The sequence below is a fragment of the Streptomyces sp. NPDC008125 genome (assembly GCF_042957125.1).
Classification (GTDB): domain Bacteria; phylum Actinomycetota; class Actinomycetes; order Streptomycetales; family Streptomycetaceae; genus Streptomyces.
This window is the reverse complement of the sequence record NZ_JBIBHR010000018.1, coordinates 22,373-40,986: the sequence shown is the minus strand read 5'-3', so window position 1 is coordinate 40,986 and position 18,614 is coordinate 22,373. Positions and strand designations below refer to the sequence as shown.

The following is an 18,614-nucleotide window of genomic DNA, read 5'->3' as shown; positions in this document are numbered from 1 at the left end:
TGGGCCCGCCGGGGCCCGGACCGCTGGCCCATCGTGGGTCCCGGGCCGGGGCGGGCGCGTTCGTGCGGGGTGCGGCCGTACGTCCGGCCGCACCCAGCACGAAGGCGCCCGGGAGCGAAGGCCGGACGTACGGCCGGGAGCGGCGCGGAGGTCAGCCGAGAGCCGCCGCGGCCGCCCGGCCCGCCGTGCGGCCGGAGAAGATGCAGCCGCCGAGGAAGGTGCCCTCCAGCGAGCGGTAGCCGTGCACCCCGCCGCCGCCGAACCCGGCCGCCTCCCCCGCCGCGTACACCCCGGGCAGCGGGGAGCCGTCCGCCGTCAGCACCCGGGAGGAGAGGTCCGTCTCCAGCCCGCCGAGCGACTTGCGGGTGAGGATGTTCAGCCGCACGGCGATCAGCGGTCCGGCCTCCGGGTCGAGGATGCGGTGCGGCTTCGCCGTACGGATCAGCTTGTCGCCGAGGTACGAACGCGCCGCGTGGATCGCCGTGATCTGGAGGTCCTTGGTGAACGGGTTGGCGATCTCGCGGTCGCGGGCGGTGATCTCGCGGCGCAGCCCGTCCTCGTCGATGAGCCCGTCGCCGGTCAGGGCGTTCATGCCCCTCACGAGTGCGCCGAGGTCGTTCTCCACGACGAAGTCCACGCCGTGGTCCATGAACGCCCTGACCGGTCCGGGGACCTCGGCGCGGGCCCGGCCGATGACGCCGCGGACCGACTTGCCGGTGAGGTCCGGGTTCTGTTCGGAGCCGGAGAGCGCGAACTCCTTGCCGATGATCCGCCGGTCCAGCACGAACCAGGTGTAGTCGTACCCGGACTTCATGATGTGTTCGAGGGTGCCGAGGGTGTCGAAGCCGGGGAAGAGCGGGACCGGCAGGCGCTTGCCCCGGGCGTCGAACCAGAGGGAGGACGGGCCGGGGAGGATGCGGATGGCGTGCTTGTCCCAGACCGGGTTCCAGTTCTCGATGCCCTCGGTGTAGTGCCACATGCGGTCACGGTTGATGTGGTGGGCCCCGGCCTCCTCGGCGACACCGAGCATCAGCCCGTCCACGTGGGCGGGGACTCCGGAGAGCATCTTCGAGGGCGGGGTGCCGAGCCGCTCCGGCCACTGGGCCCGTACGAGGTCGTGGTTGCCGCCGATCCCACCGGAGGTGACGATCACCGCCTGGGCCCGCAGCTCGAAGGCCCCGGTGGCGGTCCGGCTGCTCGCGGTGCCGCGCTCGGCCGCGCTGGGCTCCAGGATCTCACCGGTCACCGTGTCGACGGCGCCCCCGGTGCGGCCGAGGCCCGTCACCCGGTGCCGGAAGCGGAACTCGACGAGTCCCTTGGCGACGCCCTCACGCACCCGCCGCTCGAAGGGGGCGACGACCCCGGGGCCGGTGCCCCAGGTGATGTGGAAGCGGGGGACGGAGTTGCCGTGGCCGGTGGCGTCGTACCCGCCACGCTCGGCCCAGCCGACCACCGGGAAGAGCCGCAGCCCCTGCGCGCGCAGCCAGGAGCGCTTCTCACCGGCGGCGAAGTCGACGTACGCCTCGGCCCACTTCTTCGGCCAGTGGTCCTCCTTCCGGTCGAAACCGGCCGTGCCGAACCAGTCCTGGAGGGCCAGCTCCCGGTTGTCCTTGATCCGGAACCTGCGCTGCTCCGGCGAGTCGACGAGGAAGAGGCCGCCGAAGGACCAGTGCGCCTGGCCCCCGAGCGACTGCTCGGGTTCCTGGTCGAGCAGGATCACGGAGCGCCCCGCGTCGGCCAGCTCCGCCGTGGCGGCCAGCCCCGCGAGGCCGGCTCCGATCACGATCACGTCGGCGTCGTACGCCATGGGTTCCATCCTTCGGGCGAGGCGGTGCGGAGTCCGGCCGGGGCGCGGCACCGGGACGGGGCGACGGACGCGCGGGAGAGAGCGCCGGCCGGTGTCCCGCAGGCCGGTCCGTGGGGAGTCCCGGAGGTGCCGGAGGTCGCAGAGCGTGGAAGTTACTCGTGCGTCAGATCTTCGGCACCCCCCGATGCCGGAGTCAACAGGCCGGTCGGACCAATCTCACCGCTCCCCTGCACCGAGGGGCATATCGTTCGGAACACACCGTTTCCGCCCGTCCGATCCGAGGAAGAAACCTGTGTCCTTGCTGGTCGTCCTCCTCTCCGTGGGCGCGGCGGCGTGCCTGGGTTTCGGCTTCGTCCTGCAGCAGGACGCCGCCCGCCGCGCCCCGATGAGCGATTTCCTCTCCCCCCGGCTGCTGCTCGACCTGATGAAGGTGCGGAGCTGGCTCGCCGGCATCGGGTTCATGGTCTGCGGGATGGTGCTCGGGGCGCTGGCCCTCGGCCAGGGCGAGCTGTCGGTGGTGGAGCCGCTGCTGGCGACGAACCTGCTCTTCGCGCTGGGGCTGTCGCGCGGCCTCACCGGACAGCGGCTCGGCCGCCAGGGATGGAGCGGGCTCGTGCTGCTCTCCTGCGGGGTCGCCGCGTTCCTGCTCGCGGGTCAGCCGACCGGCGGTCGGGCGGAGACCGACCCGCTGCGGCACTGGCTGATCATCGGCGTGGTGGTGGGGCTCGCGCTGGTCCTCGCCGCCTCCGCCCGGCACGCCCGCCCGGCGGTGGCGCCTTCGCTGCTGGCTCTGGCGGCGGGGCTGCTGTACGGACTCCAGGACGCCCTCACCCGGGAGAGCGGCCAGCTGCTGACCGACGGCGGCTGGCCCGCACTGGTGGGCGGCTGGCAGCCGTACGTCGTGCTGGTGATCGGCGTGACCGGGCTGGTCCTGGTGCAGAGCGCGTTCGAAATGGCCCCGCTGCGGATGTCACTGCCCGCGCTGACCGCCGCCCAGCCGCTGGCAGGGATCGCCTGCGGCATCGGTTTCCTCGGCGACCAGGTGCGCACGGACCCGGCGGCGCTGGCCGGCCAGGCGGCCGGGCTGGCGGCGATCGTCGCCGGGATCGTGCTGCTCGGGCTGCATCCGGCGCTGCCGGGCGGCAAGGGCGGCGGCGCCCATCCCGCCCGGGACCTGCTGCCCACGGACGGCGGCGGGATCTGACGGGATCCGGCCCGGCTCCGGGCCCCGGCGCGGTGTCGTCGGCGTGCTGTTGGATGGGCGGCATGAATCCTGCTGACGAGATCCTGGACATCGTCGACGAGAACGACGAGGTGGTGGGACGGGCGACGCGCGGTGAGGCGACCGCGCGCGGGCTGCGCCACCGGTGCGTGTTCATCGAGGCGCGCGACACCGAGGGGCGGGTGTTCGTGCACCGCAGGACGGCCACCAAGATGGTCTTCCCCTCGTACTGCGACATGTTCGTCGGTGGCGTGGTCGGTGCGGGCGAGTCGTACGACGAGGCGGCGCTGCGGGAGGCGGAGGAGGAGCTCGGGGTCTTCGGACTGCCGCGGCCCGAGCCGCTGTTCTCGTTCCTGTACGAGAAGGACGGGCACTCGTGGTGGTCACGCGTCTACCAGGTGCGGTGCGCGCTGCCGGTCGATCCGCAGAAGGAGGAGATCGCCTGGCACGGCTTCCTCACGGACGGGGAGCTGGCGGAGCGCATCCCCGAATGGACGTGGACACCCGACGGACTGGAGGCGTACCACCGGCTGCGCGCGTTCCGGAGCGAGCGGACGGGCTGACTCCGGTTATCTGATCACTCCGACCCGATGTGATCAGAACCGCCCACAAAAGGGCGGATAGGGTGCCCACGTGAAGGAATTCGTGCAGAGCCTGCGGTTGTGGTTCGCGCCGCAGCGGATCCGCGACGAGGGTGACACTCCGGACTACCGCTTCTCGCTCGCCAACGAGCGGACGTTCCTCGCCTGGATCCGTACGGCCCTGGCGCTGATCGGCGGCGGCTTCGCCGTCGACCAGTTCCTGCCGGGTCTCGCCCACGGTGTACGCGCGGGCCTGGCGTTCGGACTTCTCGCCGCCGGAGTGCTCTGCGCCCTGCGGGCCGTGAACCACTGGGTCCGCTGCGAACGGGCCATGCGCCGGGGCGAGGACCTGCCCGTCTCCCGGTTCCCGACCCTGCTGAGCCTGGTGGTCGCGGTGGTGGCCGTGGCGATGGTGGTGGTCGTCCTCTTCGGCTGGGAGGGCCGGTGACCGGACCCGTACCCGAGCCCGGTTCCGGGCCCGCCCGGGACCCGGGCCTCCAGCCGGAACGCACCCGGCTGGCCTGGCGGCGTACCACGCTGTCCGCGACCGTGGCGGCGGTACTGGCGGGCAAGCAGGCCCTGCACGGCGGCGCGACCCTCGCCGCGACGACCGCGCTGGCCCTGAGCGCGGCGGCGTGGATCGGCTTCCTGCGGGTGGCCCACCGGCGGGTACGGGAGACCGGTACGGCGCGGCCGGAGCCGCTGGCCCCGCGAGCGGCGCTGGTGGCCGCCGCCTGCACGGTCGCGCTGGCGGTCTTCGCGGCGGCGATGGTGTTCTGACCGAGGTGCGCCGGCGATCCGCGCCCGGCGTGCGCCTGTGCGACGTGCGCTGCTGATACCTCCGCACGCCCGGGGGCCCGTGCCCGAAGGGCGTTTCCCCGTGCCCGGTACGGGCATGCCGGACGGGGGGGCCGACGCATCGGCCTGGACCCCATCGGCCGTCGCACCGCGGCCGGACGACCCGAGGATGGTGGTTGAGCTGCCCGTACCGGACGCTCCCGAGAGGTCCAGCACCGCCGTGATCATCACCAACGGCCGCGGCGCGTACCTCCTGCATCTGCGCGACGCCAACAAGCCGATCTGCGACAGCGGCACCTGGTCCCTCGTGGGCGGAGGCACCGAGGGGACAGAGACCTTGGACGATGCCATCAGGCGGGAGATCCAGGAGGAGACCGGTCTCGTACTGCCCGACGTCACGGCGTTCACCGCGGCGCGCGCCGAAGGCCCGTACGTCACCGAGGGGCACATCCACGTCTACACCGCCCACTGGGACGGCGACGCGCACGCCCTCCCGGTCAGCGAGGGCATCATGTTCCACTGGTTCGAGCTGCCCACGATGGAGCATCTGACCATGTGCCCGTGGGCCCACCGGGCCATCAAGGCCCACCACTCCGCACGGGCCGGCCAAGTACGGGCCGGCTGAAGCACGGGCCGGCCGAAGTACGGGCCGGCCGAAGTACGGGCCGGCGCGACCCGCGTACGCCCGTGCCGGGTCAGCGCACCCCGCGCGGACGGTACTGGATGCTGATCCTCGGGCCGCAGGCCCGGGTCGTCTTGGGCACCGCGTGCTCCCAGGTCCGCTGGCAGGACCCGCCCATCACGATCAGGTCCCCGTGCCCCAGGGGGCGGCGCAGCGTCCCGCCCGCGTGGCCCCGGGGGCGCAGCAGCAGGTCGCGCGGGGCGCCCACGGAGAGGATGGCGACCATCGTGTCCTCGTGCGAGCCCCGGCCGATCCGGTCCCCGTGCCAGGCGACACTGTCCCGGCCGTCGCGGTAGTGGCAGAGTCCCGCCGTCGCGAAGGGCTCACCGAGTTCCTCGGCGTAGTGCGTGGACAACGCGTCGCGGGCTTCGGCGAGGACGGGGTGGGGCAGGGCGTCGGAGGCCCGGTAGAAGGCCAGCAGGCGCGGTACGTCGACGGTGCGGTCGTACATCCGGCGCTGTTCCGCGTGCCAGGGGACCCCGGTTGCGAGGCGCGCGAAGAGTGCGTCGGCGCCGGTCAGCCAGCCCGGCAGCAGGTCGATCCAGGCTCCGTGGCCGAGCTCCGTCCGGCACAGGCCGGTCAGGGGTGCGAGCGCGGGGCCGTCGGACTGGCCGAAGAGCGAGGGCTGGAGAAATGAGGACATGGGACCGACGAGTGTAGTTCATTTGTTCGAACGTGGGTTCGCGGTCCGCCCTCCCGGGTCCCTTGCCGCCCCAGAGGCGATTTCATCCTCCTGGAATTGGTACAGCCGCCCCGCCTCGGCGATTTCACCCTGGCACGCCGTGCGGAGCCCGGGCGCCCCGGGCCCGGATTCGCCGCGGGCGCGGGGCACGTACGCCGCCCCGCCTCGTCCTCCTCACTCGGGGAGGAGCTCGCCCGTACGCGCTGCGGCGGCCTCCGCCGCACTGAAGGAGGAGGCGAAGGTGAAGGCACGCGGGGACGGGCCGTTGGCCCGCAGGTCGGCCAGCCGCTCCAGCGCCTCGCCGACGGTCGGCACGTGTCCGGCGGGGATCCACCAGAGCACCAGGTGCGCCTCGACGTGCCGGTCGAACCAGTCGCGGCGCCGCCGCACCACCTCCAGGTGACCGCTGCGGTAGGTGAAGTCCCAGAGGGCTTCCGGGGTCTCCCACACCGACATGTTGACGATGACGTTCTCACCGGCCGGGCGCAGGGCCGTGGCGTCGGCCGTTCCGTCCGCCACGAGCCGCCACACGAAGCCGGGCGCGCCGTCCGCCGTGGCGTTGACCGGGTCGAGGGCTTCGACGAACGGCGCGATGCGCGGGTCGTCGAGCGGGTGGAGGAGCGTGGCGACGTTGAGCTGGGCCAGGTGGGCGGCGCGCGGGGATGCGGTCATGGCCTCATCCCAGCACGGCACACTTTTCTATGTCAATCGACATTGGTTTTAGAGTTTTCGACGACCACGCAGCACTCCCCCGGCCTGGGGTCCATGCGGGCGCGGACGGGGCCGTCCGCCCCGAGCAGCCCTTCCAGGAGCGCGAGGTTCATGCCGCAGACGAGCGGCGGGAAGCGTTCGGCGACCGCGTGGAAGGGGCAGTTGCGCATGCGGACCACGGGGGTCACCGCCTCCACGCCCTCCGGGTCACCTTCATCCTCCAGATGAGGTTCGTAGCCGCGCGCGGCCAGCAGCCGCGCGGCCTCGTCGAGGTCACCGCAGGCCGCCGCCGGTCCGCGCAGCGCCTCGCCCCGGCGGCGCGCCGCCGCGCGGAGACCGGCGTCGAGGCCGGCCTCCTCGGCGGCCTCGGCGAGGAGTTCGGCGGCGGTGCGGTAATCGCGGGCGGGGAGCGATACCGCGAACTCGGCCCGCACCCGCGCGTACACCTTGGCAGGCCGCCCGGCCCCTGGCCCCGAGCGTCCCGACAGCCGGCGGCTGCCACTCCCCAGCAGACCGGCCTCGGTCAGCTTGTCGAGGTGGTGCGCGGCCAGGGTGCGCGCCACCCCGATCGCCTCGGCGGCCTCGTTGCGGCCGACCTCGCGCCCCTGGGCCACCACGTACTCGTACAGGCGGCGGCGTACCGGGTCCTGCAGCATTGCGATCGCGTCGATGTCCTCCACCCGGCCATTCTAGGAACAACGCCGGTTGGAGATAGAAGGCGACGGTGGGTGTCCAGTACGCGGGACACCCCTGCAGGACCGCGTCCAGCAGCCCCGGGAAGCGTGTGTCGAGGTCGTCCCGGCGCAGCGTGAGCGAGCGCTGCCGGCCCCGGGGGACGTTACGGACGAGGCCCGCCTCACGCAGGGTCTTCAGGTGGTGGGAGAGCGTCGACTTCGGAATGGGACCGGAATCCGGCCGGCACTCCGCGACCTCCAGGGAGCCGGCGACGGCGAGGCGCCGCACGATCTCCAGCCGAGCCGGATCGCTCAGCGCGAAGAGCACACCGGTCAGTTCCAGCGTTGCGGCTTCCGGGTGCGCGAGGTCTCGGGTCGGGCGGCATGGTGGCGGTGGGCGCGCTGGCCGGTGGCGTACTCACCCAGTACGCGCCCTCGCCGCACGTGGTCGTCTTCGCCCTGCTCGCGGCCGTCTCCCTGGCGCTGGCGGTCTCCGTACGGCTGGTGCAAGAGACCTCCCCGCTGCGCCCCGGCACGCTCGCCTCGCTCCGTCCACGGGTGTCCGTACCGCACACGGACCGCAGGGCGTTCCTGATCGCCGCTCCCCCGTTCGTCGCCAGCTGGGCGATCGGCGGCCTGTACCTCTCGCTGGGATCGTCGCTGACGGCGGACATCCTGCACACCGGCAACCACGTCGTCGCCGGTCTCGTGGTGGCGCTGCTGCCCGGCACCGCCGGGATCGCCTGCCTCGCGCTGCGCGACATGCCCCCGTTGCCGATCATGCTCTCCGGCTCCGTGGCCCTGGCCGCCGGAACCCTGCTGACCCTGCCGGCCCTCCTCCTGCCGTCGATGCCGCTGCTGCCGGCCGCCACCGCGGTCGCCGGATTCGGCTTCGGCACCGCGTTCTTCGGCGGCTTCCGCATGCTGGCGCAGACCGCCGCCCACGAGCAGCGGGCCCAGCTGTTCTCCGCCGTCTACGTCATGTGCTACCTGGCCAACAGCGTCCCCGCCGTCGCCGCCGGCCTCGCGATCCCCTCGCTGGGACTGCGCGACACCGCGACGGGCTACGTGGGCGCGGTCGGCGCGCTGGCCCTGCTGTCGATACCGTTCGGCGTCGCCGCCCTGCGGCGCACCGGGCCCGTCCCCGCCGTGCCGGTGACGACCGTCACCGCTCCCGACCCCCTGCTCGGTCCCCGGCCGTGACGACCTCGAAGGGCGGCAGCAGGGTGCGGGGGTCGTGGCCGGATTTCCACAGACCGATCAGGAACGCGGTCACGGCCTCCAGTTGATCGGCCCGCTCCAGGCCCCCGACCGTGAGCGGTACGTGTCCGAGATCGCGCACCAGGGTGCGTACGGTCTCCAGCGCGGCCTCGTCGTCGCCGCAGAGCGGGACGGCGAGCGGGCCCTCGGTGGTGGCGGCGGCGAGCGGGCCGAGCCGCCACACGGAGTCGGGGAGGTGGTTGAACGCCTTGACCACCGCGGCCCCGGTGATACGGGCGAGGGTGCGGGCGGCACCCGGGCCGGTGCCGGTGGTGAGCAGCAGACCGGGGCCGATCGCGTTGGTGCAGTCGATCAACGTCCGCCCGCGCAACGCGCCCGTACCGGAGCCGAGTGCGGCCAGTACGTCCGCCAGGGCGTCGTGGGGCAGGGCGAGCAGGGCCGCGTCCCCGAAGGAAGCCGCCTCGCCCAGGGTGCCGGGGCGGCCGCCGGCCCGGGCTGCGAGGGCGTGTGACCGCTCCGGCGACCGCCCGCCGAAGAGCACCTCGTGCCCGGCCGCGACCCAGCGCGTTCCGAGTGCGTCCGCCATGTTTCCCGTGCCGAGCACGCCGATGCGCATCCGTCTCCCCCTCCTTCGTCGCCGCCACCCTCCGGTTGCGGGGAGCGGTATCTGCGACGTTAGGAGATGCGGCGCCTACCATGTGGTGCCCAAGCGGCATGCTCAAAGGGGGCGTTGTGGAGCGGGTGCTGGCCGACTGCCGGGCGAGACTCGGGTTCGACCTGCTGGCGAACACCTGGAACGCCGTGGTGATCCAGGCGTTGGGAGCGGGGCCGCTGCGCCCGCGCGATCTGCACGCGGTGATCGGCTCGATCAGCTCCAAGGTGCTCAACGAGACCCTGCGCAGGCTCACGGAGTACGCGCTGGTGGAGCGTACGGTCCATGCCGGGGCGCCGCGCCGCGTCGAGTACGCGCTGACCCCGCTCGGCCGGACGCTGCTGGAACCGATCGCGGCGCTGGGCCGCTGGTCGGCCGAGCACGGGGACGCGTTCGTGGCGGCGCAGGGGTGGGACGACTGAGCCGCGCGCCCGTTCGACCCGATCCGGCGCGAACCGGGTCGGGATCGGAATCGGCCGGCGCGGTGTCACCGGTCGGTGTCACCAGCGCGGGATCGCCGGGGTCGTCCACGCGGGGTCGGCCTTGCGCATCGCCGCCGCGTCGTCGCGGTCGCGCATGGTCCCGTCGTCGTCCAGCCAGCGCCGGTGGAGGACGGCCAGCCGGTCCCGGTCGAGTTCGACGCCGAGGCCGGGCGCGTCGGAGACGGTCAGCCGCCCGTCCTCGAAGACGTGGCGGGTGGTGATGACGTCCTCGGTCTGCCAGGGGTAGTGACTGTCGCAGGCGTAGTCGAGATTGGGCACGGTGGCGGCGACATGGGTCATCGCGGCGAGGCTGATGCCGAGGTGGGTGTTGGAGTGCATCGACAGGCCCACCCCGAACGTACGGCAGATGCCGGCCAGTTCACGGGTGCGGTGCAGCCCGCCCCAGTAGTGGTGGTCGGAGAGGACGACCTGCACCGCGTCCTTCGCGAAGGCCTCGGGCAGCTCGGCGAGCGTGGTGACGCACATGTTGGTGGCGAGCGGGACGTCCGTGCCCGCCGACACCTCCGCCATGGCCTCAGTTCCGCTCGCCGGGTCCTCCAGGTACTCCAGCACGCCCCCCAGTTCGCGGGCGACGCGGAGTGAGGTCTCCACCGACCAGGCGCCGTTGGGGTCGAGCCGCAACGGACGGCCGGGAAACGCCCCGGCGAGCGCGCGGATCGCGGCGATCTCCTCGTCGGGCGGGAAGACACCGCCCTTGAGCTTGAACGAGCCGAAACCGTACTCCCGGGCGAAGCGTTCGGCCTGGGCGACGACGCCGGCCGGGTCGACGGCGGCGCCCCAGTCGTCCGCCTCGCCGCCCTCGGGGTGGGCGGCCCAGCGGTAGAAGAGGTACGCGCTGTAGTCGACGGCGTCGCGGACCTTGCCGCCGAGCAGGGCGTGCACGGGCAGGCCGAGCGCCTTGCCGAGCGCGTCCAGGCAGGCGACCTCGAAGCCGGAGACGACGGAGAGCCGGAGCTTGTCGGCCGTACGGACGCCCCGCAGGCCGCCCGCGTCGACACCCTCCTCCTCGCCACCGGCCGCGCGGGAGTCGCCGCACACCTCCTCCGCGAGGGCGAAGAGGCCGTTCAGATCGCTGACCGACCGGCCCGGCAGCGCCTGGGCGAGCGGGCGGGCGAGATCGAGGTAGACGGAGTCGCCGTACGTCTCCCCGATCCCGGTCACGCCACCCCGTGTGACCACTTCCACGATGAGCCGCGGGGTGTAGGGCTGGTGCACGCCCTGGGTGTTGAGCAGTGGCGGGTCGGCTATGAGAATCGGGGTGAGCCGGACGTCCTCGATCAACAACTCTGTATCCATACGTGAACTCTATTCAGGGATGCATCCAGACGCCAGGGTGGAATCCAGGGTGGGCGCCGGGGTGGACGCCCGAACGGGAGCCCGGGCGGCCCCGGGGGAACAGCCCGGGTGGACACCGGGTCCCCGGGCCCGACCGCACTTCGCGGCCGCGGATTCGGGCCACTCACTGGACGACATACCGACTGGTCGGCATCATGGGCACGTTCGGTCCACCACCCCCGGAGGTGCGCGTCATGAGCTCAGTCCCCCCGCCAGGACTCGACCCCGCCCTGCTGCGCGGCCATCTCGACCGCGAGCGGCCGGGGCTGGTGAGCGGACCGCTCGAAGCCCGGCTCATCGAGGGTGGCCGGTCGAACCTGACGTACACCGTCACCGACTCCGTCCGCACCTGGGTGGTCCGCAGACCGCCGCTGGGCCATGTCCTCGCGACCGCGCACGACATGAAGCGCGAGCACCGGGTGATCGACGCCCTGCACCCGACCGCGGTACCGGTGCCCGAGGCGGTGCTGCTGTGCGAGGACGACTCCGTCATCGGGGCGCCGTTCTACGTCATGGAGTACGTGGAGGGCACCCCCTTCCGTACCGCCGACCAGCTCGCCCCACTCGGCGCCGAGCGGACCCGGCAGGTGGTGCTGGGGCTGGTGGACACCCTGGTCGACCTGCACGCCGTGGACCCGGCGGCGGTCGGACTCGGCGACTTCGGACACCCCGAGGGCTTCCTCGACCGGCAACTGCGGCGCTGGGGGAAGCAGCTGGACGCCTCGCGCAACCGCGAGCTGCCGGGCATCGACGAACTGCACGCCGGCCTCGGCCGCGCGCTGCCCCACTCGCCGGCCCCGACCGTCGTGCACGGCGACTACCGCCTGGACAACGTGCTGATCGGCGCCGACGACTCCGTCAAGGCCGTGCTCGACTGGGAGATGTCCACGCTCGGCGACCCGCTCACCGACCTCGGTCTGCTGGTGATGTACAGCTCCGACCTGGGACTTCCCGAGTCGCCCGTCTCCACGACGAGCGGCGCCCCGGGCCACCCCTCCCCCGCCGAGCTGATCGGGCGCTACGCCGCCCGCTCCGGCCGCGACACCTCCGCCCTCTCCTGGTACACCGCGTTCGCGTGGTTCAAGCTCGCCGTGATCCTGGAGGGCATCCACTACCGCTACACGCTGGGCCAGACGGTCGGCGCGGGCTTCGACCGCATCGGCGAACTCGTCCCCCTCTTCATCGAGCACGGCCTCACCACCTTCCAGGAAGGCTGATCACCCGCATGGACTTCGCATTCGACGCCCGTACCGAGGAGCTGCGCGCCAAGCTGCTCACCTTCATGGACGAGCACGTCCACCCCGCGGAGAAGACCGCCGAGGAGCAGCGGGCGCGGCTCTCCTCGCCGTGGGAGACCCCTCCGGTGGTGGAGGAGCTGAAGGCCGAGGCGCGCCGCCAGGGTCTGTGGAACCTCTTCCTGCCGGACGCCGAGCACGGTGCGGGGCTGACCAATCTCCAGTACGCGCCGCTCGCCGAAATCAGCGGCCGTTCGCCGCAGTTGGCGCCGACCGCGCTGAACTGCGCGGCGCCGGACACCGGGAACATGGAGGTGCTCCACCAGTTCGGTTCGGACGCCCAGAAGAAGCAGTGGCTGGAGCCGCTGCTGGCGGGCGAGATCCGTTCGGGGTTCGCCATGACGGAACCCGAGGTGGCGTCCTCCGACGCGACCAACATCGAGACCCGGATCACGCGCGACGGCGACGACTATGTCGTCAACGGCCGCAAGTGGTACATCTCCGGGGCGATGAACCCGGACTGCGCGATCTTCATCGTGATGGGCAAGACCGACCCGGACGGCGAGGACATCCGCCGCCAGCAGTCGATGATCCTGGTGCCCCGCGACACCCCCGGCCTCGAAGTGCGCCGTGCCATGCGGGTGTACGGGTACGAGGACCACTGGCACGGCGGCCACGCCGAACTCGTCTTCACCGACGTCCGCGTGCCGGCGGCCAACCTGATCGGCGAGGAGGGCGGCGGTTTCGGCATCGCCCAGGCGCGGCTCGGCCCGGGGCGCATCCACCACTGCATGCGGCTGATCGGCATGGCGGAGCGCGCGATCGAGCTGATGTGCCGCCGCGCGGTCTCGCGTACGGCGTTCGGGAAGCCGCTCGCCCAGCAGGGCGTGGTGCAGAACTGGATCGCGGACGCCCGGGTGACCGTCGAGCAACTGCGGTTGCTGGTACTGAAGACGGCGTGGCTGATGGACACCGTGGGCAACCGGGGAGCGCACACCGAGATCCAGGCCATCAAGATCGCCACACCCCGCGCGGTGCTCGGCATCCTCGACGACGCGGTCCAGCTGCACGGCGCGGGGGGCGTGAGCCAGGACTTCCCGCTCGCCGAACTCTGGGCGTCCGCACGGACCTTGCGGCTGGCGGACGGGCCGGACGAGGTGCACCAGCGCTCGCTGGCGCGGCGGGAGATCAAGAAGTACCTCTGACGAGAAGTACCTCTGACGACGGGCACCGCGAAAGCCGGCCGTCCGGTGCGCGGGGGCGTGTGCCCCGCGCACCGGACGGCCGGGTGGTGTCCGCCGGATGCCGGGGATCAGAAGGTCAGTGACCAGCTGTTGATGTACCCGGTGTCGGAGGACGCCGTGTCCTGCACCTTCAACTTCCACACGCCGTTGGCCACTTCGGACGACGCGTTGACGGTGTAGGTGGCGACGACGTTGTCCGCCGAGTCACTGCTGCTCGCGCTCTTCAGCCGGTAGGCGGTGCCGTCCGGTGCGACCAGGTCCACCACGAGGTCACCGCGCCAGGTGTGCCGGATGTCCACGTCCACCTTGAGGCCGGCGGGCGCGTTGCCGGTGCGCCCGGAGACGGTGAGGGCGGAGGTGACGGCGGCGCCGTTGTCCGGCACGGTCACGTCGGTGGCGTTGGTGAACACTGTCCCGGCCGGCGGGGTGGCCGTGGCTGCCGAGAGGTTCCAGACCGCGTAGGCGACGGCGTCGCTGTTGCGGTCGAGCGCGGTGTCGTCGATGTTGGCGGAGCTGTCGCAGGAGGCGTGGTAGCAGCGGTCGAAGGCCAGCCCCGAGGTGCCGCCCCACTTCTGCGCCTGCGCGGCGGTCTTGATGTAGTCGGCGCCGGAGAAGAGTCCGCCGACCGGGACGCCCGCCGTCTTGAAGGGCGCGTGGTCGGAGCGTCCGTCGCCCTCGGTCTCGATCTCGGTCGCTGTGGAGATGCCCGCGTAGTAGTCCTTGAAGGTCTGCTCGATCGTCGGGTCGTCGTCGTAGACGAAGTAGCCGGGGTTGGGCGAGCCGATCATGTCGAAGTTGAGGTAGCCGGTGAGCTTGGCGCGTTCGGTGGCCGCCAGGTTGTTGACGTAGTACTTCGACCCGACCATGCCCAGCTCCTCGGCGCCCCACCAGGCGAAGCGGAGGTGCTTGTCCGGCTGGTAGCCGGCCCGGGAGACGGCGAGGGCGGTCTCCAGTACGGCCGCCGAGCCGGAGCCGTTGTCGTTGATCCCGGCGCCGGCGGTCACCGAGTCCAGGTGGGCCCCCGCCATCAGGACCTTCGAGGTGTCGCCGCCCGGCCAGTCCGCGACCAGGTTGTAGCCGGTGGAGCCGCTGGACGTGAACTGCTGGAGGGTGGTGGTGTACCCGGCGGCGTCGAGCTTCGCCTTCACGTAGTCGACGGACGCCTTGTAGCCGGTACGGCCGTGCGCGCGGTTGCCGCCGTTGGCGGTGGCGATCGACTGGAGCTGGGTCAGGTGGGCCTTGACGTTGGCGAGCGGGATGTCGGGGGCGGTGACCGCCGCGGCGGCGGTCACCGCCACGGGGGCCGCCGGTACGAGGTCGGGGGCCGCGGAGTGCGCGGCCCCCGACGTCATGAACAGGGAGGCCACCGCGAGGGCGGCGGCGGAGGGCAGGGTTCTGCGCAGGACCGGTCTCATCACATGCTCCGATTTCCGTGAAAGGTGACGGAAGGCGCGGGGGGTACCCGGCCGGGGCGGTACCCCCGGCCGGACCTGGAGCTGGTGGTGCGCGGTGCTATGCGGCGTGCGGGCGCGCGTGCGTACGTACGTGTGCGGTGTGCGCGTGCGGTGCAGGTGCAGGTGCGGTACGCGTGTGCGGGTGCGGCGCGGCACGCGGAGTTCCGGGCGCGCCGGTGCGTGACCGATATTCAGCCAGTTAGCCGTACACGGTCAAGAGCCGAAACCGGACACAGCCGTTCGGTCAACGGACACCGCAGGCCGGCGCGTTACGTGGTCCATCCACCGGTCACGGCGGACGGCCCCCGCGCGCCGGGCCGCCCTCGCCGGCTCACCCGTGCGGAAGCCCGCTCCGTGTCGCTGCCCGGCGCGCGAGCGGTCGGCTGCGAAGGTACGGCGAGAGTTTTCGGCCGGATGCCCCCGGAAGGCGCCGGACGCCATGCCGTCGTGTCCGTCCACGCACGCGATCCGGGGCCCGGGTTCGGCCCGCGCGGCGCAGGAGGGCCCGGAGGGCGGGTCGGCCGTCCGGCTCGTACCGCCTCGGCAGGAGGGCACGCATGACCACGGGTCAGGGCCATGAAGGCACCACAGGTCGCACCGGCGCCGCCGACCGCCGGGGCGGCGCCCCCGCGCGCGGACGCCGGGCCTTCCTGCGGGCCGGCGGCGGGATCGCGGCGGCCTCCGCGCTGCCGCCGGTACTCTCCGGGTGCTCGGGCGGCACCGGCGACGGGCTGCGGATCGTGGGGGTCACCGACCAGCAGCAGCCGGTCGAGGAGCTGCTGAAGCTCTACCGCAGGAGCAGACCCGGGGAGTCCTTCACCACCTCGTTCGCGCCGACCGAGCAGGTGCAGACCGTGGTCCGCACCCAGCTCGCCGGGGGCAACGCCCCGGACGTGCACGCGGTGTACCCGGGCAGCGGCAGCGCGATGTCCATGGTCGAGCTGGCCAGGGCCGGACTCCTGACCGACCTCAGTACGCAGCCGTGGACGGCGAACATCCCGGCGGCCTTCGGTACGGCCTACCGGTACGAGGGGCACACGTACCTCTACTCGGCGGGGAGCTGCCTGATCGGCGCGATCTACAACAAGAAGGTGTTCGCCCGGGCCGGGGTCGAGCCGCCGTCGACCTGGACGGAGCTGCTCGCCGTCTGTACGAGACTCAGGGCTCGGGGTGTCGTGCCGATCGCGCTCGGCGCACAGACGCCGTGGGTGACGCAGCTGATCAGTTACGCGCTGGTGCCCAACGCCGTCTACGCGCACAACGCCCGGTTCGACGACGACATGGCCGCCGGCCGGACGTCCTTCCGGGACTCCGGCTGGGCCGATGCCCTGGGGCGGTACCAGGAGCTCCAGCGCAAAGGTTTCTTCAACGACAACCCCAACGGCACCACGTTCGAGCAGCAGACCGCGATGGTGGCCACCGGGAAGGCGGCGATGGCCGTCCAGGTCTCCGCGGTGCTCGGGGTGTTCCGGGAGGCCACCGGGAGTCCGGAGGACCTGGCGATGTTCCCCTTCCCCGGCGGCGACGATCCGGGGCGGCTGTGGATCCCGGCCGGGATCGTGGTCGGCCTCGGCGTCTCCGTACGGGCGAAGCGCGACCCCCGGGCGGCGGACCTCATCGCTTTCCTCGGGAAGCAGGAGAACATCGACCGCTGGGCGTCCGCCGTCTTCGCGATCCCCTTCCGGCGGGACGCGTCCACCGCCGTCGACCCGGTGCTGGAGCCCTTCCTGCCGATCGTGGACGGCGGCCGTGCCGTGCCGTTCATGGACCAGCGGTGGCCCAACGCCGAGGTGCAGCCCGCGCACTTCGCGGCCGTACAGGATCTGCTGTCCGGCGAGACGGACGTCCGGGGCGCGCTCGGGCAGATGGACGACGCCTACCGGAGGGCCTCATGAGCCGCTCGCTCCCCCAGCCCGAAGAGATCGAGCCCGAGGGCACCCGGCCCGGGAAGCCCGCGCCCGAGGCCCGCACCGTGAAGACACCGCCCCCGGTCCCCGTCCCGTCGCCGCAGCCACCGGCCCGCCCCCGCGCCCGTACGCGCCCGAGCCGTGATCTCACGGTCCCGCCCTGGGGGTTCGTGGTCCCCGCGCTGCTGGTGTACGCGGTCGTGGTGCTCTACCCGAGCATCGCGGGGGTGGCGTACGCCTTCACCGACTGGTCCGGCATCGGCGACGCCTCGTTCGTCGGCCTGGCGAACTTCCGGGCACTCCTGGACGACCGGCGGACCCTGGACTCGGTGGTGAACACGCTGCTGCTGACCGTCGCCGTGGTCGTCGTGCAGAACGCCGTTGGTCTGCTGCTCGCGCTGGGGGTCGACACCGGCATCCGGAGCAAGTCGCTGCTGCGGGTGGTCTTCTTCGCCCCGGCGGTCGTCAGCCCGGTGATGGTGGCGTTCCTGTGGAAATACGTCTACAACCCCGAGCCCACCGCCGGGCTCAACGGCCTGCTGGGGGCCGTCGGCCTCGGTGGCCTGCGGCAGGACTGGCTGGGTGACCCGTCGCTGGCGCTCTGGTCGGTGGCCGCGATGGTCGTCTGGCAGTACGCCGGGTACTCGATGGTCATCTTCCTCGCCGGGCTCCAGGGGGTGCCGCCCGAGCTCCACGAGGCGGCGAAGATCGACGGCGCCGGGACCTGGCAGCGGTTCCGGTACGTCACGTGGCCGATGCTCGCCCCGGCGCTGACCGTCAACCTCATGCTGTCGACCATCGGCGGCCTGAAGCTCTTCGACCAGGTGTACGCGGCCACCAACGGCGGCCCCGGCACCGCCAGCGAAACCCTGTCGACGGCCCTCTTCAAGGAGGCATTCGTGTACGGCAAGTTCGGCTACAGCACCGCCGTGGCCCTGGTGCTCGCGCTCTTCGTCGCGGCGGTCTCGCTGGTCCAGCTCCGCTTCCTGCGAGCGCGGGAGGTGACCGCGTGACCCCTCCGAAGCCCGCCAGGTCCGCGAAGCGGGCGAAGTCCGCGCGGTCCGTCCGCCGCCGCGCCCGCTACGGGAGTTACGCCCTGGAGCTGGTCATGATCGCGGTGGCGGTGCTCTTCCTCTTCCCGGTGTACGCCCTGATCACGCTGGCGCTCAAGGACCCCCGGCAGATCGCCGACTCCCCGCTGGGCCTGCCCGCCCCGCCCACCGCGCACAACTTCACCCACGCCTGGTCGTCCGCCTCGCTGGGCCCGGCGCTCGTCAACAGCGCGGTGATCACCAGCCTGAGCCTGGTGCTGCTCGTGGTGGTCGGCTCGACGGGCGCGTACTTCCTGGCCCGCCGGGCCCAGGGGCTCGGGTACGGGCTGTACATCCTCTTCCTGCTGGGGATCGTGCTGCCGTTCCAGCTGGGGATGATCCCGCTGTACAAGCTGGTCGACACCCTCGGCTGGCTCGGTACGTACCAGGGGATGGTGCTCTTCTACAGCGGCATCCAGCTGCCGTTCACCGTCTTCCTCTACACCGGCTTCATCCGCACCCTGCCCGCCGACTACGCGCAGGCCGCGCTGATCGACGGGTGCGACCACCGGCAGGCGTTCACCCGGATCGTCTTCCCGCTGCTGCGGCCGATCACCGGCACCGTGATCATCCTGAACGCCGTCTTCGTCTGGAACGACTTCTTCACCCCGCTGCTCTACCTGGGCGGGTCGGCCAGGGAGACGGTGCCGGTGGGGGTGTTCTCCTTCGTCGGCCAGTACGTGTCGGACTACGGGCTCGTCTTCGCCGGGCTCGTCCTGGCCGCGCTGCCGGTCCTCGTGGTGTTCCTGCTGCTCCAGCGGTACGTCATCAAGGGGTTCGCCGGGGGGCTCAAGGGATGAGCCCCCCGGGACGCC

General features: G+C 72.4%; 19 protein-coding genes and 1 pseudogene. 12 read left to right on the top strand and 8 right to left on the bottom strand.

From position 1 onward, the window contains the following. Positions 1-151: 151 nt before the first annotated feature. The gene (locus ACFZAX_RS27045; protein WP_390964879.1) at positions 152-1,807 is read right to left on the bottom strand and encodes an FAD-binding dehydrogenase; all 1,656 of its coding nucleotides are present in this window, start codon (positions 1,805-1,807) and stop codon (positions 152-154) included. Positions 1,808-2,099: 292 nt separating this feature from the next. Here ACFZAX_RS27045 and ACFZAX_RS27040 point away from each other — a divergent pair, with 292 nt between their 5' ends. The 5 genes from ACFZAX_RS27040 (at position 2,100) to ACFZAX_RS27020 (ending at position 5,033) form a co-directional block, all read left to right on the top strand. After that, positions 2,100-3,011, top strand: a complete 912-nt coding sequence (locus ACFZAX_RS27040) for a DMT family transporter (protein WP_390964878.1) — start codon at positions 2,100-2,102, stop codon at positions 3,009-3,011. A 62-nt stretch (positions 3,012-3,073) separates the two neighbouring features. Next, positions 3,074-3,592, top strand: a complete 519-nt coding sequence (locus tag ACFZAX_RS27035; protein ID WP_390964877.1) for an NUDIX domain-containing protein — start codon at positions 3,074-3,076, stop codon at positions 3,590-3,592. Positions 3,593-3,662: 70 nt separating this feature from the next. Beyond that, positions 3,663-4,058, top strand: a complete 396-nt coding sequence (locus tag ACFZAX_RS27030; protein WP_390964876.1) for a DUF202 domain-containing protein — start codon at positions 3,663-3,665, stop codon at positions 4,056-4,058. Then, positions 4,055-4,390: a DUF202 domain-containing protein gene (locus tag ACFZAX_RS27025; protein WP_390964875.1), complete on the top strand. Its 336-nt coding sequence runs from the start codon at positions 4,055-4,057 to the stop codon at positions 4,388-4,390. Before ACFZAX_RS27030 ends, ACFZAX_RS27025 begins: the two co-directional genes overlap by 4 nt. 187 nt (positions 4,391-4,577) lie before the next feature. Beyond that, on the top strand, positions 4,578-5,033 hold the full coding sequence (locus ACFZAX_RS27020) for an NUDIX domain-containing protein (RefSeq protein ID WP_390964874.1): 456 nt from the start codon (positions 4,578-4,580) through the stop codon (positions 5,031-5,033). A gap of 70 nt (positions 5,034-5,103) precedes the next feature. Here ACFZAX_RS27020 and ACFZAX_RS27015 read toward each other — a convergent pair whose 3' ends face one another. The 4 genes and pseudogenes from ACFZAX_RS27015 to ACFZAX_RS27000 form a co-directional block, all read right to left on the bottom strand. Next, the gene (locus tag ACFZAX_RS27015) at positions 5,104-5,733 is read right to left on the bottom strand and encodes an alpha-ketoglutarate-dependent dioxygenase AlkB (protein ID WP_390964873.1); all 630 of its coding nucleotides are present in this window, start codon (positions 5,731-5,733) and stop codon (positions 5,104-5,106) included. Between the two features lie 213 nt (positions 5,734-5,946). After that, on the bottom strand, positions 5,947-6,444 hold the full coding sequence (locus ACFZAX_RS27010; protein ID WP_390964872.1) for a DUF3291 domain-containing protein: 498 nt from the start codon (positions 6,442-6,444) through the stop codon (positions 5,947-5,949). A 32-nt stretch (positions 6,445-6,476) separates the two neighbouring features. Beyond that, on the bottom strand, positions 6,477-7,163 hold the full coding sequence (locus ACFZAX_RS27005; RefSeq protein WP_390964871.1) for a helix-turn-helix domain-containing protein: 687 nt from the start codon (positions 7,161-7,163) through the stop codon (positions 6,477-6,479). Between the two features lie 172 nt (positions 7,164-7,335). Then, positions 7,336-7,485, bottom strand: a pseudogene (locus ACFZAX_RS27000) (ArsR/SmtB family transcription factor); the annotation flags it as partial. A 56-nt stretch (positions 7,486-7,541) separates the two neighbouring features. Here ACFZAX_RS27000 and ACFZAX_RS26995 point away from each other — a divergent pair. Then, positions 7,542-8,360, top strand: a complete 819-nt coding sequence (locus ACFZAX_RS26995; RefSeq protein WP_390964870.1) for a hypothetical protein — start codon at positions 7,542-7,544, stop codon at positions 8,358-8,360. Here the strand turns inward: ACFZAX_RS26995 and ACFZAX_RS26990 are convergent. Then, complete coding sequence (locus ACFZAX_RS26990) at positions 8,323-8,994, bottom strand: NAD(P)-binding domain-containing protein (protein WP_390964869.1); 672 nt, start codon at positions 8,992-8,994, stop codon at positions 8,323-8,325. The genes ACFZAX_RS26995 and ACFZAX_RS26990 overlap by 38 nt on opposite strands. An 80-nt stretch (positions 8,995-9,074) precedes the next feature. Between ACFZAX_RS26990 and ACFZAX_RS26985 the strand changes: the two genes are divergently transcribed. Beyond that, entirely contained in the window at positions 9,075-9,452 is a 378-nt protein-coding gene (locus ACFZAX_RS26985; RefSeq protein ID WP_390964868.1) for a winged helix-turn-helix transcriptional regulator, read from the top strand. Between the two features lie 78 nt (positions 9,453-9,530). On the opposite strand, the gene ACFZAX_RS26980 is transcribed toward ACFZAX_RS26985, so the two are convergent. Beyond that, positions 9,531-10,829, bottom strand: a complete 1,299-nt coding sequence (locus ACFZAX_RS26980) for an enolase C-terminal domain-like protein (protein WP_390964867.1) — start codon at positions 10,827-10,829, stop codon at positions 9,531-9,533. A gap of 233 nt (positions 10,830-11,062) precedes the next feature. On the opposite strand from ACFZAX_RS26980, the gene ACFZAX_RS26975 reads away from it, so the two are divergent. Both ACFZAX_RS26975 and ACFZAX_RS26970 read left to right on the top strand, forming a co-directional pair. Beyond that, on the top strand, positions 11,063-12,085 hold the full coding sequence (locus ACFZAX_RS26975) for a phosphotransferase (RefSeq protein ID WP_390964866.1): 1,023 nt from the start codon (positions 11,063-11,065) through the stop codon (positions 12,083-12,085). Between the two features lie 8 nt (positions 12,086-12,093). Further along, positions 12,094-13,308, top strand: coding sequence for an acyl-CoA dehydrogenase family protein (locus ACFZAX_RS26970; protein ID WP_390964865.1), 1,215 nt, complete (start codon positions 12,094-12,096; stop codon positions 13,306-13,308). A 107-nt stretch (positions 13,309-13,415) separates the two neighbouring features. Here the strand turns inward: ACFZAX_RS26970 and ACFZAX_RS26965 are convergent, their stop codons facing one another. Next, a complete protein-coding gene (locus ACFZAX_RS26965; RefSeq protein ID WP_390964864.1) occupies positions 13,416-14,762 on the bottom strand; it encodes a M28 family peptidase in 1,347 nt (448 codons plus the stop codon). A 596-nt stretch (positions 14,763-15,358) separates the two neighbouring features. On the opposite strand from ACFZAX_RS26965, the gene ACFZAX_RS26960 reads away from it, so the two are divergent. Genes ACFZAX_RS26960 through ACFZAX_RS26950 form a run of 3 tightly spaced genes read left to right on the top strand, consistent with a single transcriptional unit; the run spans position 15,359 to position 18,599 of the window. Next, complete coding sequence (locus tag ACFZAX_RS26960; RefSeq protein ID WP_390964863.1) at positions 15,359-16,696, top strand: extracellular solute-binding protein; 1,338 nt, start codon at positions 15,359-15,361, stop codon at positions 16,694-16,696. After that, positions 16,693-17,721: an ABC transporter permease subunit gene (locus ACFZAX_RS26955; protein WP_390964862.1), complete on the top strand. Its 1,029-nt coding sequence runs from the start codon at positions 16,693-16,695 to the stop codon at positions 17,719-17,721. Before ACFZAX_RS26960 ends, ACFZAX_RS26955 begins: the two co-directional genes overlap by 4 nt. After that, positions 17,718-18,599 carry an ABC transporter permease subunit gene (locus ACFZAX_RS26950; RefSeq protein WP_390964861.1) on the top strand — a complete coding sequence of 294 codons (882 nt, stop codon included), beginning with the start codon at positions 17,718-17,720 and terminating at the stop codon, positions 18,597-18,599. The genes ACFZAX_RS26955 and ACFZAX_RS26950 overlap by 4 nt, the downstream gene beginning before the upstream one ends. The last annotated feature ends 15 nt before the right edge of the window (positions 18,600-18,614 follow it).

What these genes read in the sequence shown, in the direction of transcription:
- ACFZAX_RS27045 (WP_390964879.1), bottom strand. Translation starts at nt 1,807, where the DNA reads ATGGCGTACGACGCCGACGTGATCGTGATCGGAGCCGGCCTCGCGGGG.
- ACFZAX_RS27035 (WP_390964877.1), top strand. Translation starts at nt 3,074, where the DNA reads ATGAATCCTGCTGACGAGATCCTGGACATCGTCGACGAGAACGACGAG.
- ACFZAX_RS26995 (WP_390964870.1), top strand. Translation starts at nt 7,542, where the DNA reads ATGGTGGCGGTGGGCGCGCTGGCCGGTGGCGTACTCACCCAGTACGCG.
- ACFZAX_RS27010 (WP_390964872.1), bottom strand. Translation starts at nt 6,444, where the DNA reads ATGACCGCATCCCCGCGCGCCGCCCACCTGGCCCAGCTCAACGTCGCC.
- ACFZAX_RS26985 (WP_390964868.1), top strand. Translation starts at nt 9,075, where the DNA reads ATGTGGTGCCCAAGCGGCATGCTCAAAGGGGGCGTTGTGGAGCGGGTG.
- ACFZAX_RS26990 (WP_390964869.1), bottom strand. Translation starts at nt 8,994, where the DNA reads ATGCGCATCGGCGTGCTCGGCACGGGAAACATGGCGGACGCACTCGGA.
- ACFZAX_RS26955 (WP_390964862.1), top strand. Translation starts at nt 16,693, where the DNA reads ATGAGCCGCTCGCTCCCCCAGCCCGAAGAGATCGAGCCCGAGGGCACC.
- ACFZAX_RS26960 (WP_390964863.1), top strand. Translation starts at nt 15,359, where the DNA reads ATGACCACGGGTCAGGGCCATGAAGGCACCACAGGTCGCACCGGCGCC.
- ACFZAX_RS27015 (WP_390964873.1), bottom strand. Translation starts at nt 5,733, where the DNA reads ATGTCCTCATTTCTCCAGCCCTCGCTCTTCGGCCAGTCCGACGGCCCC.
- ACFZAX_RS26980 (WP_390964867.1), bottom strand. Translation starts at nt 10,829, where the DNA reads ATGGATACAGAGTTGTTGATCGAGGACGTCCGGCTCACCCCGATTCTC.
- ACFZAX_RS27020 (WP_390964874.1), top strand. Translation starts at nt 4,578, where the DNA reads ATGGTGGTTGAGCTGCCCGTACCGGACGCTCCCGAGAGGTCCAGCACC.
- ACFZAX_RS26975 (WP_390964866.1), top strand. Translation starts at nt 11,063, where the DNA reads ATGAGCTCAGTCCCCCCGCCAGGACTCGACCCCGCCCTGCTGCGCGGC.
- ACFZAX_RS26970 (WP_390964865.1), top strand. Translation starts at nt 12,094, where the DNA reads ATGGACTTCGCATTCGACGCCCGTACCGAGGAGCTGCGCGCCAAGCTG.
- ACFZAX_RS26965 (WP_390964864.1), bottom strand. Translation starts at nt 14,762, where the DNA reads ATGAGACCGGTCCTGCGCAGAACCCTGCCCTCCGCCGCCGCCCTCGCG.